This window comes from Ruegeria sp. CDSB117 (assembly GCF_059611005.1).
Genome location: NZ_JBXWOS010000003.1, coordinates 317,195 through 334,714, shown reverse-complemented (window position 1 = coordinate 334,714; position 17,520 = coordinate 317,195). Strand labels below are relative to the sequence as shown.

At 56.4% G+C, this 17,520-nt stretch carries 15 protein-coding genes and 1 tRNA gene; 6 read left to right on the top strand and 10 right to left on the bottom strand.

The annotated features are described in order from the left end of the window. Position 1 precedes the first annotated feature (1 nt). The 5 genes from AC2FJC_RS06295 to AC2FJC_RS06275 all read right to left on the bottom strand — a co-directional run bounded on the left by AC2FJC_RS06295 (position 2) and on the right by AC2FJC_RS06275 (position 4,723). A tRNA-Glu gene (locus AC2FJC_RS06295) sits at positions 2 to 76 on the bottom strand. 98 nt (positions 77 to 174) lie between these two features. Beyond that, entirely contained in the window at positions 175 to 1,917 is a 1,743-nt protein-coding gene (gene recJ / locus AC2FJC_RS06290; RefSeq protein WP_282168611.1) for a single-stranded-DNA-specific exonuclease RecJ, read from the bottom strand. Positions 1,918 to 2,007: 90 nt separating this feature from the next. After that, positions 2,008 to 2,991, bottom strand: a complete 984-nt coding sequence (gene glpX, locus AC2FJC_RS06285) for a class II fructose-bisphosphatase (RefSeq protein WP_058274789.1) — start codon at positions 2,989 to 2,991, stop codon at positions 2,008 to 2,010. A gap of 69 nt (positions 2,992 to 3,060) precedes the next feature. After that, a complete protein-coding gene (locus AC2FJC_RS06280; protein WP_496738830.1) occupies positions 3,061 to 4,347 on the bottom strand; it encodes a homoserine dehydrogenase in 1,287 nt (428 codons plus the stop codon). A 127-nt stretch (positions 4,348 to 4,474) separates the two neighbouring features. After that, positions 4,475 to 4,723 carry a hypothetical protein gene (locus AC2FJC_RS06275; protein ID WP_058274791.1) on the bottom strand — a complete coding sequence of 83 codons (249 nt, stop codon included), beginning with the start codon at positions 4,721 to 4,723 and terminating at the stop codon, positions 4,475 to 4,477. Positions 4,724 to 4,822: 99 nt separating this feature from the next. On the opposite strand from AC2FJC_RS06275, the gene AC2FJC_RS06270 reads away from it, so the two are divergent. Next, positions 4,823 to 5,410, top strand: a complete 588-nt coding sequence (locus tag AC2FJC_RS06270) for a TetR/AcrR family transcriptional regulator (RefSeq protein ID WP_496738829.1) — start codon at positions 4,823 to 4,825, stop codon at positions 5,408 to 5,410. A 14-nt stretch (positions 5,411 to 5,424) separates the two neighbouring features. Here the strand turns inward: AC2FJC_RS06270 and AC2FJC_RS06265 are convergent, their stop codons facing one another. Further along, positions 5,425 to 6,336, bottom strand: coding sequence for a pirin family protein (locus AC2FJC_RS06265; RefSeq protein ID WP_496738828.1), 912 nt, complete (start codon positions 6,334 to 6,336; stop codon positions 5,425 to 5,427). 158 nt (positions 6,337 to 6,494) lie between these two features. Here AC2FJC_RS06265 and AC2FJC_RS06260 point away from each other — a divergent pair, with 158 nt between their 5' ends. Continuing rightward, on the top strand, positions 6,495 to 6,992 hold the full coding sequence (locus AC2FJC_RS06260) for a hypothetical protein (RefSeq protein ID WP_496738827.1): 498 nt from the start codon (positions 6,495 to 6,497) through the stop codon (positions 6,990 to 6,992). Here the strand turns inward: AC2FJC_RS06260 and AC2FJC_RS06255 are convergent. From AC2FJC_RS06255 to AC2FJC_RS06245, 3 genes are read right to left on the bottom strand one after another with little or no spacing between them, the layout of a single operon-like run. Then, on the bottom strand, positions 6,922 to 7,560 hold the full coding sequence (locus AC2FJC_RS06255) for a TadE/TadG family type IV pilus assembly protein (protein WP_496738826.1): 639 nt from the start codon (positions 7,558 to 7,560) through the stop codon (positions 6,922 to 6,924). The two genes, AC2FJC_RS06260 and AC2FJC_RS06255, sit on opposite strands and share 71 nt — an antisense overlap. 1 nt (position 7,561) lies before the next feature. Then, entirely contained in the window at positions 7,562 to 8,095 is a 534-nt protein-coding gene (locus AC2FJC_RS06250; protein ID WP_496722072.1) for a TadE/TadG family type IV pilus assembly protein, read from the bottom strand. Then, positions 8,092 to 9,900 carry a Tad domain-containing protein gene (locus AC2FJC_RS06245; protein ID WP_496738825.1) on the bottom strand — a complete coding sequence of 603 codons (1,809 nt, stop codon included), beginning with the start codon at positions 9,898 to 9,900 and terminating at the stop codon, positions 8,092 to 8,094. Before AC2FJC_RS06245 ends, AC2FJC_RS06250 begins: the two co-directional genes overlap by 4 nt. 325 nt (positions 9,901 to 10,225) lie before the next feature. On the opposite strand from AC2FJC_RS06245, the gene AC2FJC_RS06240 reads away from it, so the two are divergent. From AC2FJC_RS06240 to rpoD, 4 genes are all read left to right on the top strand, one after another. Beyond that, a complete protein-coding gene (locus tag AC2FJC_RS06240; protein WP_496704433.1) occupies positions 10,226 to 11,656 on the top strand; it encodes a Glu/Leu/Phe/Val family dehydrogenase in 1,431 nt (476 codons plus the stop codon). Between the two features lie 153 nt (positions 11,657 to 11,809). Then, positions 11,810 to 12,106 carry a hypothetical protein gene (locus AC2FJC_RS06235; RefSeq protein ID WP_496738824.1) on the top strand — a complete coding sequence of 99 codons (297 nt, stop codon included), beginning with the start codon at positions 11,810 to 11,812 and terminating at the stop codon, positions 12,104 to 12,106. Positions 12,107 to 12,186: 80 nt separating this feature from the next. Beyond that, positions 12,187 to 14,136, top strand: a complete 1,950-nt coding sequence (gene dnaG / locus AC2FJC_RS06230; protein WP_496738823.1) for a DNA primase — start codon at positions 12,187 to 12,189, stop codon at positions 14,134 to 14,136. 114 nt (positions 14,137 to 14,250) lie between these two features. Continuing rightward, on the top strand, positions 14,251 to 16,239 hold the full coding sequence (gene rpoD, locus AC2FJC_RS06225) for an RNA polymerase sigma factor RpoD (protein WP_058277324.1): 1,989 nt from the start codon (positions 14,251 to 14,253) through the stop codon (positions 16,237 to 16,239). A gap of 193 nt (positions 16,240 to 16,432) precedes the next feature. Here the strand turns inward: rpoD and AC2FJC_RS06220 are convergent, their stop codons facing one another. Beyond that, on the bottom strand, positions 16,433 to 17,470 hold the full coding sequence (locus AC2FJC_RS06220) for a helix-turn-helix domain-containing protein (protein WP_496738822.1): 1,038 nt from the start codon (positions 17,468 to 17,470) through the stop codon (positions 16,433 to 16,435). Positions 17,471 to 17,520: the final 50 nt, after the last annotated feature.

Sequence of the window (17,520 nt, the reverse complement as noted above, 5' to 3'; positions counted from 1 at the left end):
GTGGTAGCCCGTAGGGGAATCGAACCCCTCTTTCCAGGTTGAAAACCTGGCGTCCTAACCGATAGACGAACGGGCCACGCTGGCTTGTGGAGGGCCTTTTACGGTTTACCTCTGACCCCCGCAAGCCGAAAAATGCAGGGATGCGAAACTTTTTTGGCAAGGCTGGATATGGGCTCAGTTTGCCTCTGCCACGTCCTCCAGTCTCAGCTGAACGCTTTGCCGTCCACCCCATGTGTTCACCTCAAGCCGTCCGGCGAAATGAAAGCGCGCGCCGCCATGGTTGGACAGCTTTTCCCCCATCGGTCCGTCAAAAGCTCCAAAGGCAATGGCATCAAGGCCACCACCAACCCCGTCGGACAGCGACAGTTTCAGATGGGAGTCGCCGACGCGCTTGGCAAAGCGCACCTGCAGGTCCGGCAACGCATAGCGTGGGGCAGGGGCGCTGGCCCCGAAAGGACCGGCTTTTTCTATCTGTTCGATCAGATCGACCGAAGCTGCGCCCGGCATAAGCGCTCCGTCTAGCTTCATGTCTGCAGGACCGCCTTTGCCCGCGCCTTGCTTGGCCAACAACTCGCTGAGGCGTTCCATGGCCGGTTCCAACTGATCCCGCATAACGGTCAGCCCTGCGGCCATCTTGTGCCCGCCGCCTTTGACCAAAAGTCCCTCAGCCGCCAATCGTTGGATTGATGCCCCCAGATCAACGCCAGAAACCGACCGTCCTGAACCCTTGCCTTCATCACCATCAAAGCCGATGACAATGGCGGGTCTGTTGGCGTTTTCCTTGAGGCGGGATGCCACGATGCCGACAACGCCGGGATGCCACCCTTCGCCCGCCGCCCAAACCAGAGGAGCCTCCAATCCGCGTTTCTCGGCCTGTTCCAGTGCTGCCGCACGTACTGCGTTTTCGATATCACGACGCTCGGTGTTCAACTCATCCAACCTTTGAGACAGCGCTTCAGCTTCGGTCATCGAGTCCGTGCTCAGCAGTCGCGCGCCCAGATCGGCCTGACCGATCCGCCCGCCCGCATTGACGCGCGGACCCAGAAGAAAACCCAGGTGATAGCTGGTAGGGGCTGAATCCATGCGCGCCACATCCGACAGCGCCACTAATCCGGGCCGCTGCCGCTGTGCCATGACCTTAAGGCCTTGCCGCACCAGCGCCCGGTTCGCGTCGATCAGCGGGGCCACGTCTGCAACGGTTGCCAATGCCACAAGATCCAGCAGCCCGATCAGGTCGGGACCCTTAACCTCAGCCTCTCGCAGTTGCCGCCCGGCCTCAATCAGCATCAGAAACACCACGCCAGCGGCGCAGAAATACCCCAAATCTCCGCTTTCATCCTGCCGGTTCGGGTTCACTACAGCCACGCAATCCGGCAGCGTTTCACCACCAAGGTGGTGGTCCAGCACAATAACATCCGCGCCTTTTGCCGCCGCGATAGGTTCGTGGCTGAGCGTTCCGCAGTCCACGCAGATAATCAAGTCATGCGCAGCCGCCAGTTCCTGCATTGCAGGCACGTTCGGCCCATAACCCTCATCAATTCGGTCTGGCACATACAGCGTGGCTTGCAGCCCCATCTGACGCATCCAGACAAGCAACAAAGCCGCCGAACTGCCCCCATCGACGTCGTAATCGGCAAAAACCGCGATCCGCTGCTTGTTTCGGACAGCTTCCAAAAACCGCGTTGCGGCGGTCTCCATATCTTTCATGGACCGGGGATCGGGTAGCAATTCCTTCAGCTTTGGTTCAAGAAAGCTTTCGGCTTCCATGGGTGGCACTCCGCGCCGTGCCAGAACCTGACATAACGCACGTGGCAGCCCGGACTGTTGCACCAGCATTTCCGTGGCCCGTTCGACCTCGGCCTCCGGTCCGATCCAACGCCGCCCGGTCAGTGACTGCTCAACCCCTAAAAAGCTCATGCCTGCCTCTCATATGCTAAGGCCGGACCCTCTCGGATCCGGCCTCATTGTATCTATCGAAACCTCTGCCAAAGGCAAAGGTGCAAGCCATCACGCGTTGTCGTGCGGCCAGGTTGGCGTGCGGTAGGACATGCGGCGCACCGAACCGGTTTTGGAACGCATCAGCAGGGTGGTGGTTTCAACCCAGCCCGGCTGGCGTTTGATCCGCGGCAGCAAAGAGCCACCCGTCACGCCAGTTGCAGCAAAGATCACGTCTGCGGTTACCATCTCATCGCGAGAATAAACGCGATCCAGATCGGTGATACCCGCCTTGGCGGCGCGGCCACGCTCGTCGTCGTTGCGGAACAGCAGGCGGCCAAAGATCTGACCACCCATGCATTTCAGCGCGGCAGCGGCCAGAACGCCCTCGGGGGCGCCCCCCTGGCCCATATACATATCGATGCCGGTCTCTTCACTTTCGGCACAGTGCATGACGCCGGCCACGTCACCATCGGTGATCAGGCGGATCGAGGCACCGGTTTCGCGCACTTCAGCGATCATCGCTTCGTGGCGGGGACGCTCCAGAATGCAGACGGTGATGTCGGCAGGCTTGCAGCCTTTGGCATTGGCCAGCGCTTCAACACGCTCGCGTGGGCTCATGTCGAGGTTCACGACGCCTTCCGGAAAGCCCGGACCAATGGCCAGCTTGTCCATATAAACATCGGGTGCGTGCAGCATCGAGCCGCGCGGCCCCATCGCGATCACGGTCAGCGCGTTCGGCATGTCCTTGGCGGTCAGAGTCGTGCCCTCAAGCGGGTCCAGCGCGATGTCCACACCGGGGCCGTTTCCGGTGCCGACCTCTTCGCCAATATACAGCATCGGTGCTTCGTCACGCTCGCCTTCGCCGATGACAACCACGCCGGCAATGTCCAGCAGGTTCAGCTGTTCGCGCATCGCGTTTACAGCCGCCTGATCCGCAGCCTTTTCGTCACCACGTCCGACCAGCGAGGCCGAGGCCAGTGCGGCCTGCTCTGCGACCCGTGCAAGGCCCAGAGACAACAGGCGGTCGTTGAAATCGATTTTGGCAGCGCTCATTTTACGTATCCTCAGGTCAATAAAGGCGTTTCATCGGGCATAGCCTGCGTTTTATGCAGGCCGCAAGGGTCAAACCTCTTCAATCCGCAATGCGACGGGTTCCCCCGACACGACATCGGTCGCGCGAAGCCCTTCCAAAGCGACATCCAAAGTGGCTCGCGTGGTTTTGTGGGTCACAATCAGAACCGGCGCGGTGGCTTCGGTGTGCCCGTACTGGCGCATTCGATCGATCGAGACACCCGCGTCACCCAGAATGGCGGCCACTTTGGCCAGCGCACCGGGTTTGTCGAACAGTGCGAGGCGCAGGTAGTAGGGGGCGGGCAGGCCGGTAATGGCGGGTTTTGCGTCTTCCAACGTTGCTGCTGGGCGGCCAAAGGTCGGAATTTGCAATCCGCGCGCCAGATCGCAGACGTCGCCCATCACGGCGCTTGCCGTTGGACCTTCGCCCGCACCGGGGCCGCGCAGGACGACCTGATCGACTGCGTCGCCTTCGATAACCACCATATTGGTGCCGCCTTCCAGCTGACCCAAAGGTGAGCCGCTGGGTACAAGGCACGGCTGCATCCGCTGTTCCAGACCGCGTGCCGAGCGCTGAGCGACACCCAGCAGCTTGATACGATAGCCCATGTCGGCTGCCTGATGAATGTCATCCAGACTGATATGCTGAATGCCTTCGATCTGGATGCCGTCAAAATTCGGTTTGGTGCCAAACGCGATCGAGGACAACAGCGCCAACTTATGCGCCGCGTCGATGCCGCCCACGTCCAGGTTCGGGTCAGCCTCGAGATAGCCCAGTTCGGCGCATTCTTCGAACAGCGCGTTATACCCTAGTTCCTGTGATTGCATCCGCGTCAGGATATAGTTGCAGGTGCCGTTCATCACGCCCATGACGCGGGTGATCTCGTTCCCGGCCAGCCCCTCGGTCAGGGATTTGATCACGGGGATACCGCCCGCAACGGCGGCCTCAAAACGGATCACACGGCCTGCGGCCTCGGCTTTTTCAGCCAGCTCCTGACCGTGAATGGCCAACAAAGCCTTGTTCGCGGTCACCACATCCTTGCCAGCGGCCAACGCGGCCTCGACAGATGCTTTGGCGGGGCCGTTTTCGCCGCCCATAAGTTCGACAAAGATATCGACATCGTCGCGCTGCGCCAATGAGACGGGATCAGTCTCCCATGCATACTCCGACAGGTTCACGCCACGGTCTTTGTTTGCGTCGCGCGCAGAAACAGCGGTGATTTCGATCGCGCGACCTGTACGCGCCTGCAGCAGGTCGGCATGGCGGCGCACGATCCGCACGACACCCACGCCAACTGTTCCCAAGCCGGCAATTCCCAGCCGCAGCGCCTGTGTCATCCCGTGGGTTCCTTTCCGCTCGAATGTCCTTGGTTTCGGGCTGTTTGCCCGTTCAAAGGTGCCTTAACGGGTTCGGCGTCGAGGCGCAATCCGAGACAGCGGTAACAGTCGGTTGAAACGCGAAAGGTCAGTTGGTTTGCGCGTTCTGCAGCGCTTCGGCCCTTTTGGCCAGCGCTTCGCGGCGCGCGGTTAGGTCTTCTTCAACCTCGGCCGCTTCGTTCACGGGATCTATGGGCGGGCCAAGAATGTCCTGAAGTGGGACCAGCTTCGGATACGCGGCCGAGCGCACATTCGGCTGTTCGCGTCCTTCCAATTCCGGGAAGTCCGTGCAGGCTGCGCAAGTCAGGAGCAGAACCAAAAGTGGCAGGGGCTTCATACCGAACCCTTTCAATGGAGACTGACCCCGTGATGCACCTTTTGCGGCGGTCGTTCAAGCGGGGTTCTATATGAACGCTTGTTCATATACGGTGGCAGTATGGCACGTACCCAAGGCTCACACTCCGATATCACCGGCCCGCGCATTCGAAAAGCAGCGCTGGGGCTGTTTGCCCGACATGGCTATGCCGCTGTATCCATGCGCCAGATCGCAAAAGATGTGGGTGTGCAGGCGGGGGCGTTGTACAACTACACGCCCGACAAGCAAAGCCTGCTGTTTCGCCTGATGCAGGATCACATGCAGGATCTGTTGGCCGCTTATGGTGAACTTGAAAAACCCGCTGATGCCGAGACCGCGCTGCGCCGCTTTGTCGGCTTTCACATTCGGTTTCATATGGAGCGACCGGATGAAGTCTTTATCGCCTATATGGAGCTGCGCAACCTCACGCCCGAAAACTTCTCGGAAATCGAAGGCCTGCGCCGGGCCTATGAGGATTCGCTTGAAGCTATTTTGCGGGACGGTCTGCAGGCTGGGCTGTTCTCGGTTGCCGATACCAAGATCGCGACCCTGGCCGTGATCGCCATGCTGAACGGTGTGATGACATGGTACCGCGCTGGCGGTCGTTTGTCGCTGGACGAGGTCGAGCAGGTCTATTGGGATATGGTCAGGCGCGCCGTAACTGCCTGACCAGAATTTCTTTTTCAGTGCGCCGCGCGAATGAATGTGCCGTTGCGCAATTCTTTGAACGCTTGTTCCAGTTCGGCCCGCGTGTTCATGACAATCGGTCCGTGCCAAGCAACAGGCTCATCAATCGGCGCGCCCGAGATTAACAGAAACCGAACCCCTTCTGGACCGGCCTGGACTGTGACCTCATCACCGGTTCCGAACCGAACCAGAGTGCGGTCACCGGACAGATCGCGAATGTTGACCTCTTGTCCCGCGACTTCTTTCTCCAAAAGCACGCCGGTGGGTTGTGATGCATCGGCAAAGGCCGCCTGACCTTGGAAGATATAGGCAAACGCTCGGCGGTAGGTGTCGATGCGAAAGGTCTTTTTCACGCCAGCCGGAACCTGAATGTCCAAGTACTGCGGGTCGGCGGCAATACCGTCTACCGGGCCGGTTTTGCCCCAGAACTCACCAACAATAACGCGCGCAGTGGTGCCGTCATCATCAATGACCTCGGGGATCTCTTTGCTTTGGACATCCTGATAGCGGGGGGCTGTCATCTTTTGATCTGACGGCAGATTGCCCCACAGCTGGAAACCGTGCATTTGGCCCGCACCGTTTCCCTTGGGCATTTCCTGATGCAGGATTCCGGACCCAGCGGTCATCCACTGAACGTCGCCTGCGCCCAAAGTGCCGGTGTTGCCCAGCGAATCCGAATGCTCGACCGAGCCGGACAGGACATAAGTTATGGTTTCGATGCCGCGATGCGGATGCCAAGGGAAGCCTGCCTGATAATCCTTGGGGTGATCATTGCGGAAGTCGTCGAACAACAGGAACGGGTCAAGCTCGGACGGGTCCTGAAATCCGAAGGCCCGGTGCAATTTGACGCCTGCGCCTTCCATGGTCGGCATGGCTTTGCGGGTTTCCAATGTTGGTCTAAGGGACATGATGGCCTCCTGAATTTGTGGGCATCATGTATGCTGTTGGCGATATGCGTCAATTTGCGTGCAAACACGGGTGCTGTGCGCAATTCCATAGTCGGCTTCCCTCTGTTTTTCGGCAGACAAAGCGGATAAACCCGGACCGAGCAGAGCAGGGGACGTCAATGCAACAAGAAATTCTGGCCACGGTCCGACCTTCATCATCCAGACGTTGGATAGGGGTGGGGATGCTGTCGACCGTGGGTGTGCTGGTCATCTATGTCGCTTTGACCACGCCACCAGAACCGGCCTGGCTTGTTTTTTTGCTTGTCGTTGGTGTGGCGGCGTTCTGGCTGGCCTATCGCATGTGGCAAGCCACCAGCGATTGGATCGAGCTGACAGAGACTGAATTGCGGACCGGATCGGGGCAGGTGATTACGCGTATCGAAGATATCGAGACCATCGATCAGGGGGTGTTTGCGTTCAAACCGTCAAATGGATTTTTGTTGAGGACAAAGGAAAGCGCAGGAAACAGCTGGGCACCGGGACTCTGGTGGCGATTGGGGCGCCGTGTTGGCATCGGCGGCCTGACCACGGCCGCCGAAACAAAATTCATGATACAGGTGCTACACCCACTGGCTCTACATCCTGCTGACAGAAGTGATCAGAAACGTTCCCCTTGACGATTGGAACAAAACGCGGTCGCGTGAAAACAAAGTTATTGAATGTGTGATCTCTGTCCAGCCAAGTGGTGTTCAGCAATGGAACGTAGTCTTTCGACGTTTCGACAATGATCAAAGTGTCCAAATCCGCCATTTCCGGAAGCAATTCAACCAAAGGGTCGAGGTTGTCATTGGTCCAATTGCCCTCGAACCCGCAAGTTGTCGACCACTCAATTCTATAGCGCTCTTCTGTACCCGCATCTACATCTGCAGCGATGTACTGGATTACCGACAAACGCATTTTTAGCGGTGAATTGTCGGTCACCATACGGTTGTATACCAAATACATGGATTCCGCATAGTTATCGGTAATTGCATCCTCACCTTCACGTGAAATCAAGTCACTTACTGTGTACGCAGCTTTTAGGTTGGCGGTGTTTTCGCGAAAACCATCAAAGTACGTATATGTAAGTGTAACAGTCCATACGAGGAGAGGTAAAATAATAGCCGTCTCCACGGACAGGTTGCCGTTTTCGTTGCTCGCAAAAGTGCCAAGCGATTGACGGATACGTGTAGCAATACGCGTCATTTTAAGGCTCCTGAACAAAGGTCGTCGTCGACGTAAGAGTGACCAGACCATCTTCGCCTGACAGAGCTCGCCCCATTGCCGTAGTGGGAAATACTGGATCGACCTTTGCACAGGCGCGCATGATCATCAGTGCGTTGGATCCGCCGTTTTGGAACACGGTAACAGGTTGAACCTCTTCCGCTCTGTCAACGCAGGTGGGCTCGACCGGAAAATCCAAAACGCCACGCGGATTCTGAACAATCATCTCCAATAGCAGGTTGTCAGAGCATGCGTGCATAACAACCATATGGTCGCAGATGGCATTCTTGATTGTATCGTGCTCAGTATCCGGCAAATTGATCCCAAGTCGAATGTCGCGCACGACCAGATCCATAGAGCGATCCAGCATCGCTTTCTGAATCGTGACCAACGAGTATTCGATGACGCCTAGAATGAAGAATATGTATAAAGGGAACAGTATGGCGAACTCGACGGTCAACGAACCGTCCTCAGTTCGTTTGAACCTGATCACTTTTCCCAGAGCTTTGCGGATCATTGCGTCAGTCTCAGTTGTTTGATTGAAACGGCAATGGAGTCAAAAACTTGTGAAAGCGAGAGGTTATCGTCGCCCAGGCCGCCGCCGTCGTTGACTTTGAAAAAGAAGCCGTCGCCGCTAGAACAGTTATCGATGACCGTGGCACCTGCTTCCGGTGCTTCGAATGCAATGCCATAGACATCAACGTTCTTAGCCTTGATCGCACCGCAAATATCACTCACCCTAGTGTTTTTGGTTCCGCTACCAATCGTTGTGAAGGCATTGTTGTACCAGTCTCGAGTGCGCTGGTATTCGAATGCATAGTTATACTCGGCGTTCCAGTCCAAGTTCACACGATTCCACAGTTCCGGGTAGGTCAGGCGGACGGATTCACCCTCTTCATTGAAGGGTTCCGTGTGTCCTCTTGTTCCCCTCCGGGTATATAAATACTCAGGTGGGTTTTCCGAGATTTGAACACTGTACTCACCGGAGCGGGTAAGCGTTCTGGTGCAGTCGTATTTAATCCATAATCCGGCGTCCCAGTCGTAATACTCGCGACAGTTCCTATATTCCCTTTCATAACTTGTGCTGGGATTGTACCAAACATCCGACAATCCATCGCGCAAGTCCTCGTCCAAAATCCAATTGCTGGTGTTCTGTCCGTCTGTCATGACAATCATGATCTTTTTGACATTAGATTCATATGCCAGTGGGCGGTTGCTAAAAGTCGGTGGAACGACTTTGGGGGGAATGTTTCCATCCGCGTCTTTTCCCGTTTCCGGATCAACTACGACATTCGGGTCGGCGTTCTGCGTTGACAGTCTGCTGATGACCGGCTGGAATTGGGGATCCAGCAGCGCGGCACCCCATTTGACTCCGATATCAATCGACGTGTTTCCGCCCGCAGTCATGGCGTTTATCTGTTTGTGCAGGTCAGTGACGATATTGGTTACCGGCGTGATGGAACTGCCGGCTCGGGTAGTGCAGACTGAAGAGGTGGGGGCTTCTCGATTATATCGGTCACTTTTGCCAAAGGGGTCGAAATGGGCCGTCCGATTGAGTGTTTTGTTCGGATCAATCCAAGATTCTTTGAATTGGTCTTCGATTGAAGTGTCCTTGAAATCCACGCAATGGGAATAACTGTGTTCCGTCGTAACACCCGGCATGTTGTCCAGAAGGTTCGCGCCAGCGTTCACCTGGTTGTTGTAGGGTATGATCGAGATAGAAATCTTGTCCGGGTCTTCGCCAAGATAGATCGTATCCACGAATTGTGAGGCGGCCTCTCGAAGCGCCTGTATTTTTGTTTTACCCGCCGTTGCGGATGGATCGCCCATAGAGCCGGAAATATCCAGAACCAACGCGATTTCGAGCGACCCAATGGCCTCTTCAGCAACGCTTGTTACCGAAGCTGTCAGTGTGGGATACCCAAAAAACCACATGAAATGTGTAGGGACGTCGACTTTAGCATTTGCGGTAACTTTTCTCGATCCGATGGTCGGATCATCAAAAACGATAGGTTCTTCGGTAAGATCGCCGCGGACGTCGGATTTCTCAATGTAAGAAATGACTACATCTTTTGGGGCAAGTTTTTGTTTGACGTTGGCCGCCGCAAGAACCGCACGGTCCAGAGTTCCTTGAAGGCTCGCTCGGTCACGCTCAAAATTCATAATGTCAACGCCGATACCTGCTGTCGCAAATATGAGCAAAAACCCAACAACCACAAAGATCGTGAATACGCCACCGTCCTCGTCGCGTGAAAAACGACGAGCAGCAGCGGCTGCGTTCCTATAATTCTTGGCGTTGCACTTAAATACGCGCATTTTCATCTAGCCGACCTCGCTGAGCAGATATCCGACGCTGCTAAGGAAAAGTTAACGTATGAAAACTAACGGCGAATCGTGGCGTGAATTGGGCGGAAGCGCCAGAGTTGTGGCAACTTTGGGCTGGAACCGTAGATAATTGAACGACTTTATCGCCTCTGTTTTCGGGCGAGCGACAATTTCTCAGGTGTTGAGCCCAACGCGCGACTCAGCCCGGTCTGAGCGCCTTAATGACGATTTCGGGTTTTATTGTTGCTTAATTATTGATCGTTTAGGCAATGGGTGCGACAAAACGACAGAACGCTCGTCGTTCGTCGGCACGGAGGATTAAATGACGGCCATTAATGAACCCAGCTTTCGCGAAAGTGTAGATTTGATGTTTAACAGGGCAGCGTCCCTTATGGACCTGCCACCGGGGTTGGAGGAAAAGATCCGTGTCTGCAACGCCACCTACACCGTTCGGTTCGGCGTCCGCCTGCGCGGCGATATTCATACTTTCACCGGCTACCGCTCGGTTCATTCCGAGCATATGGAGCCTGTAAAGGGCGGTATTCGTTACGCCCTTGCTGTGAACCAGGACGAGGTCGAGGCGCTTGCCGCTCTGATGACTTACAAATGTGCTCTGGTCGAAACGCCCTTTGGCGGATCAAAAGGGGGATTGTGCATCGATCCCCGTAAATACGAAGAGCACGAGTTGGAGCAGATCACCCGCCGCTTTGCCTATGAGTTGGCCAAGCGCGATCTGATCAACCCCTCGCAAAACGTACCCGCTCCCGACATGGGAACGGGTGAGCGTGAGATGGCGTGGATGGCGGACCAATATGCCCGGATGAACACGACGGACATCAATGCGCGCGCCTGTGTGACCGGTAAACCGCTGAATGCGGGCGGCATCGCCGGCCGGGTCGAAGCAACGGGCCGTGGCATCCAATACGCTCTGCGGGAGTTCTTCCGCCACCCGGAAGACATGCAAAAGGCAGGGTTGTCCGGCAAGCTGGATGGGAAACGTATCATTGTTCAGGGACTGGGCAATGTGGGCTATCATGCCGCAAAGTTCCTGAGCGAGGAGGACGGATCCAGAATTGTCGGCATCATCGAATGGGATGGTGCGCTGTATAATCCCGACGGGATCGACGTGGAATCCGTACGCCAGTGGATCGTCAAGCATGGCGGCGTTAGTGATTATCCCGATGCGACACACTCGGCCGAGGGTGGGGCAGTTCTTGAAGAAGAATGCGATATCCTCATCCCTGCTGCTCTGGAAGCGGTTATCAACCTGTCCAATGCAGACCGGATCAAAGCGCCTTTGATCATTGAGGCTGCGAATGGCCCGGTTACTGCCGGTGCGGATGAGATTCTGCGCAAGAAGGGCACGGTGATCATTCCGGACATGTACGCAAACGCGGGTGGTGTGACGGTCTCCTATTTTGAATGGGTCAAGAACCTCAGCCATATTCGCTTTGGCCGTATGCAGCGCCGTCAAGAAGAGGCGCGGCATGAGCTGATCGTCAGCGAGTTGGAGCGGCTGGACCGTTACCTAGGCGATGCCTGGTCGATGTCGCCGGACTTTAAGGCCAAGTACCTTCGCGGTGCGGACGAGTTGGAACTGGTGCGCTCGGGCCTCGATGACACGATGCGCATTGCCTATCAATCCATGCGCGAAGTCTGGCACAGCCGTGATGATGTCGAGGATCTGCGGACGGCGGCCTATATTGTGGCCATCGACCGTGTGTCCAAAAGCTATCGCGCTAAAGGGCTATGATGGTTTGAAATCATGGGTAGCCTGGCTTTGTCAGGCTGCCCCTACGATAAGGGCTGGCGGCCTCAACCCCGGCAGATACGCCGAAAACGGTAATGGCGGGCCGTGCCTGCGACAGGTAAGCTGCAGCGACAGAATCGATTACCGGAGTTTTCTATGTTGCGTATCGCCATTGCAGCCGCTTTGCTGGCCACCCCATTAGCTGCGGAAGAGACCAAAGAGCAAAGCTGCCAATATCAGGCAGACGTTGTTGCGGCGATCCAGAAGGCACGGCTGGACCGTGTAAAAGAGCGCAACGTGCCGCAGGCAGTTGCCGAAACCAGCCCGACTTGGCCCGAAAATTACAATGCTGCCATCCCGTTGATCGCACCTTGGGTCTACGAACAAAAGATGCGCGACGTGCGCAAAAAGGATCTGGGCGCCGCCTGGCTTGAGCTGTGTTTGCAGCAATAATCCACAGCCCCATCAATTCCCTGTGGACAAACGCGCGTCATACCCTTGGCGCGCGTTCTTGTTTCTGTCAGGTTTGACCCATGTCACTGCCCCCCGGATTTCTGGATGAACTGCGCACCCGCCTAAGCCTGTCTCAGGTCGTCGGGCGCAAAGTCATGTGGGATCAGCGCAAGTCCAATCAAGGCAAGGGGGACATGTGGGCGCCATGCCCGTTTCATCACGAAAAGACCGCGTCCTTCCACGTAGATGACCAAAAGGGGTTTTATTACTGCTTTGGTTGTCACGCCAAAGGCGATGCGATCAGCTTTGTGAAAGAGACCGAGAATGTCTCATTCATCGAAGCTGTTGAGATTTTGGCGCGTGAGGCGGGCATGCCGATGCCCGCACGTGATCCAAAGGCGCAGGAAAAACAGGACCGCCGGTCGCAACTGGCCGACGTCATGGAGCAGGCCGCGCAATTCTTCCGATTGCAACTCAAGACCGGGGCAGGGGGCGCGGCGCGAGACTACCTGACGCGTCGAGGATTGGATGCGCAGGCGTTGGACCGGTGGGAGATCGGGTTTGCGCCGGATGGCTGGCAAGGGTTGTGGGATCACCTGCGCGGAAAGAACGTGGCCGAGGACCTGATCCTTGGGGCCGGGCTGGCCAAACCTTCGAACAAGGGCAAAAAGCCTTATGATACGTTCCGCAATCGGATCATGTACCCTATCCGCGATCCGCGCGGGCGGTGCATCGCGTTTGGCGGTCGGGCAATGGACCCCAATGACAATGCGAAATACCTGAACTCGCCCGAAACGGAATTGTTCGACAAGGGGCGCAGTCTTTATAACCACGGCCCTGCGCGTCAGGCCGCAGGCAAAGGGCAACCTCTGATCGTGGCCGAAGGGTACATGGATGTGATCGCCCTGGTCGAAGCTGGATTTGGGGCGTCGGTCGCCCCATTGGGCACGGCGATCACCGAACATCAGTTGCAGCTCCTGTGGCGCATCTCGGATGAGCCGATCATCGCGTTGGATGGCGACACGGCCGGCCTGCGTGCCGCGATGCGGGCCGTTGATCTGGCGTTGCCACTGTTAGAGGCCGGGAAATCCCTACGCTTTGCTCTGATGCCCGAGGGCAAGGATCCCGATGATCTGCTGCGGGCTGAGGGTCCGGCAGCTGTGAAATCAGTGCTTGAAGGCGCGATCCCGATGGTCAAACTGCTGTGGCGGCGTGAGACAGAGGGCAAGGTGTTCGACAGCCCTGAACGCAAAGCTGCGTTGGATAAGTCACTGAGGGACAAGATCAAACTGATCCGCGACCCCTCGATCCGGGCGCATTACGGGCAAGAGATCAAAGACCTGCGCTGGCAACTGTTCCGCCCGCAACGTCAGCCGCAAAATCGCCAATGGCAGCCACGCGGCAAATGGCAACCTCCGAAACAACCAGCAACCCCAGGTGCGCGTTCATCTTTTCTGGCGTCTTCAGAAACCGCGGATATCCAGATGCGCGAGGCTGCAATTCTGGCAATCGCCATCCTGAATCCCACCGTTGTGGTTCAATTCGAACATCAGCTTGAAGAAATGGAGTGCCATGATCCCGATCATGCCGCCTTGCGCGCCGCCATCCTTCGGCATGCGATCGACGACCCAGAGCATCTGAAAGACCACATTTTTGAAACTTTGGGCGGCGAAATCCTTGAAAACCTGCTGGCCCTTCGCCATGTCGCAGTAATCCCTTGTGTGTTCAAACCAGGCGACGTCGAAAAGGCCGAGATGACTCTGGCCGAGGAACTCGCGAAAATCAAAGCGCTCCGGGGATTGGATGCCGAGATTGCCGAAGCTGCAGAGGAACTGTCTGATCTGGCTGATGAAGCGCTGACATACCGGCTGGCCCAGGCCGCCGAAGAGCGTAACCGCACAAGCCGCAGTCAGAACGAGGATAGGGCGGTTTTTGACATCGCCGATAACGGCGCACGAATCAACCGCGACGAGAAAGACGCGTTTCAGGCGATCATGTCTGGCATCAATTTTGAACGGAAACGTCGCTAAAGTGGTGTTTTCGTAAGGCACTGGAAAAGAAAAACGGGTAAACGGGTGGCCGAATCACTTCTACGCGCTAATGATTCGGTACAAACGAATCACCCATCCCTGCAGGAGCATTGAATGGCCGCCAAGGATACAAACGAAGACCGCAAATCCGACGAGCAGGAACAGGAAATCTCGCTGGACATGAGCCAGGCCAACGTCAAGAAAATGATCGCCGAGGCCCGCGAGAAAGGTTACATCACCTACGACCAGCTCAATCAGGTTCTGCCGCCTGATCAGGTCAGCTCGGAACAGATCGAAGACGTTATGTCGATGCTGTCCGAGATGGGCATCAACATCATCGAAGATGAAGAGGCCGAGGAAGAAGAGAACAAAGGCTCGACCGAACTGGTTGCCGCAGAAAGCAACCGAGAGGTTGCGCTGGCGGGTGCTGGTGCTGAAAAGCTGGATCGCACGGATGATCCGGTCCGCATGTATTTGCGCGAGATGGGCAGCGTCGAACTGCTGAGCCGCGAAGGCGAGATTGCCATCGCCAAGCGGATCGAAGCCGGTCGCAACACCATGATTGCCGGTCTGTGCGAAAGCCCGCTGACCTTCCAGGCGATCACCATCTGGCACGACGAATTGTTGTCCGAAGACATTCTGTTGCGCGACGTCATCGATCTGGAGGCCACGTTTGGCAACCAGTTGGACGAAGACGGGGATGTCGAAGAGCCGGTTGTCGACACGTCTGCGGTTCAGGCGGCGAAACCCGCCAAGGATACCGGCCCCGAGCTGGACGCCGATGGCAACCCGCTGAACAATGACGACGACGATGACGACGACGAGCAGGCCAACATGTCGTTGGCTGCGATGGAAGCCGCGCTGAAAGATCAGGTTCTGACCACGCTGGAACGGATCTCGACCGACTTCTCGATGCTGTCGGAAATGCAGGATAGCCGGATCTCGGCGACCCTGAACGAAGACGACACCTTCTCGGAAAAACAAGAGGCGACCTATCAACAGCTGCGATCTGAGATCGTCGAATTGGTGAACGGTCTGCATTTGCATAACAACCGTATCGAAGCGCTGATCGACCAGCTGTACGGCATTAACCGTCGCATCATGTCTCTGGACAGCTCGATGGTGAAACTGGCGGATCAGGCGCGCATCAACCGTCGTGAGTTTATCGACGCCTATCGTGGGCGCGAACTGGACCCGAACTGGCTAACCGAGATGGCAGAAAAGCCGGGCCGGGGTTGGCAGATGTTCATCGAACGCTCGACCGCCAAGGTCGAGGAACTGCGCAACGATATGGCTCAGGTCGGTCAATATGTCGGCTTGGACATCCCTGAATTCCGCCGCATCGTGCAGCAAGTTCAGAAGGGTGAAAAAGAGGCGCGTCAAGCTAAGAAGGAAATGGTCGAAGCCAACCTGCGTCTGGTGATCTCGATTGCCAAAAAGTACACGAACCGCGGCCTGCAATTCCTTGATCTCATTCAGGAAGGCAACATTGGCCTGATGAAGGCGGTGGACAAGTTTGAATACCGCCGCGGGTACAAGTTCTCGACCTATGCGACTTGGTGGATTCGTCAAGCGATCACGCGTTCCATCGCGGATCAGGCCCGCACGATCCGTATCCCGGTTCACATGATCGAAACGATCAACAAGCTGGTCCGGACTGGTCGCCAGATGCTGCACGAGATCGGACGTGAGCCGACGCCGGAAGAACTGGCCGAAAAGCTGCAGATGCCGCTGGAGAAGGTTCGCAAGGTGATGAAGATCGCCAAGGAACCGATCAGCCTTGAGACGCCGATCGGCGACGAGGAAGACAGCCAGCTGGGCGATTTCATCGAGGATAAGAATGCCGTGCTGCCTTTGGACAGCGCCATTCAGGAAAACCTCAAGGAAACGACTACACGGGTTCTGGCGTCGCTCACACCGCGTGAGGAACGTGTTCTGCGGATGCGTTTTGGCATCGGTATGAATACCGACCATACGCTGGAAGAAGTTGGCCAGCAATTCAGCGTGACCCGCGAACGTATTCGCCAGATCGAGGCGAAAGCACTGCGGAAACTGAAACATCCCAGCCGGTCGCGCAAACTGCGGTCGTTCCTGGATCAGTAATTAGAAAGGCGCCTCAACCGAGGCGCCTTTTTCTTATCCGATCACACGGTGATCACAGTGACCGGTTCAAACCTCAAATTGGCGAGAACTCACAAGGCATGCGTTGTTGCGGCCCCTATTTCTGCCTTGTCCACTCATGGGACAGGCCGGGGCGAGGCTGTGCCGCTGATGACCCCCGGCCACCCGATTTGTGTCACGGCTCCAAACGGGTGCGGAACGTGCTGGGTGCCTGACCAGTCCAGCGTTTGAAAGCCGTGGAAAACGCAGGTTGATCCGCATAGCCCAGCGAATACGCGATTTCCGACAGGGGCATCCCGTTGGTGATAAAGGTCTGCGCCAGATCGCATCTCAGGTCTTCGACAATCTCACGATAGCTTGTGCCTTCATCATTCAACCGTCTGGCAAACGTGCGCGGGCTCATCCCAAGGTTCGAGGCTGCGTCGTCCGCCTGAATAATCGCGCCGGGCATCGACCGGGTGATAAGCCCCTCGACTTGCGCCCTAAGTTTTTGCGCAGGCTGGTCACTTTCGGCCTGAACCCTGTCGCCATATGACAGAAGATGCTCGCGCAGAGAGGGGTCATATGTCGGCACCGGCAGATCCAATGAAGACAGCGTCAGTATTAATTCCAACCGTTCTGCACCAAAGGACACAGGAAAGCCCGCTAGTTTCTGAAACTCTTTTCTGGCTTCGCCGACCTCGTGCTGAAAGCGGATTTCGATAGGAAAGAAACTTGTCTGCGTTAACGAGCGAATGCGGGCGAGGGCCGCGAAAATCAAGAATTCGGTACGACGGTGATATCGGGCAAAACTGGCATCCTTCCAGTCGGCTTCGATTGAAGCAAAATTTCCAGAAACGCGCAGACTGAAGTATAGCGCCGGGTCTATCATCCCGTGAAATCGCGACGAGTTTTCGATCACCTGCTTCAGATCACGCGAGTATTTACTGATATACGCCGTCAGGCTGGAGGATGACCTGAAGCCAAGCCCAGCACTGGCCGAAAAGGTGATGTCATTCAGCGCGTCGCAGGCGTAGCGGACAAACAACGCCTCTTTATGCGCGCTGTACGATGTAGAAGGCGGTGCGATATCGCTGCGGCTCAGACCGGATTTAGCTAGCACACGATCACCAATTGAAGGATCTTTTGCCCGTTGATCCAACGTTTTGGACAACACTTGAATGCGCGCAATATCGACGTCCATGTTCAAACCCGAGTTAGCAGCGTGTTTCATTTCGCGGCTTTTGTTCCGACCGCTGTCACCTATTCAAATAACAATGGCAG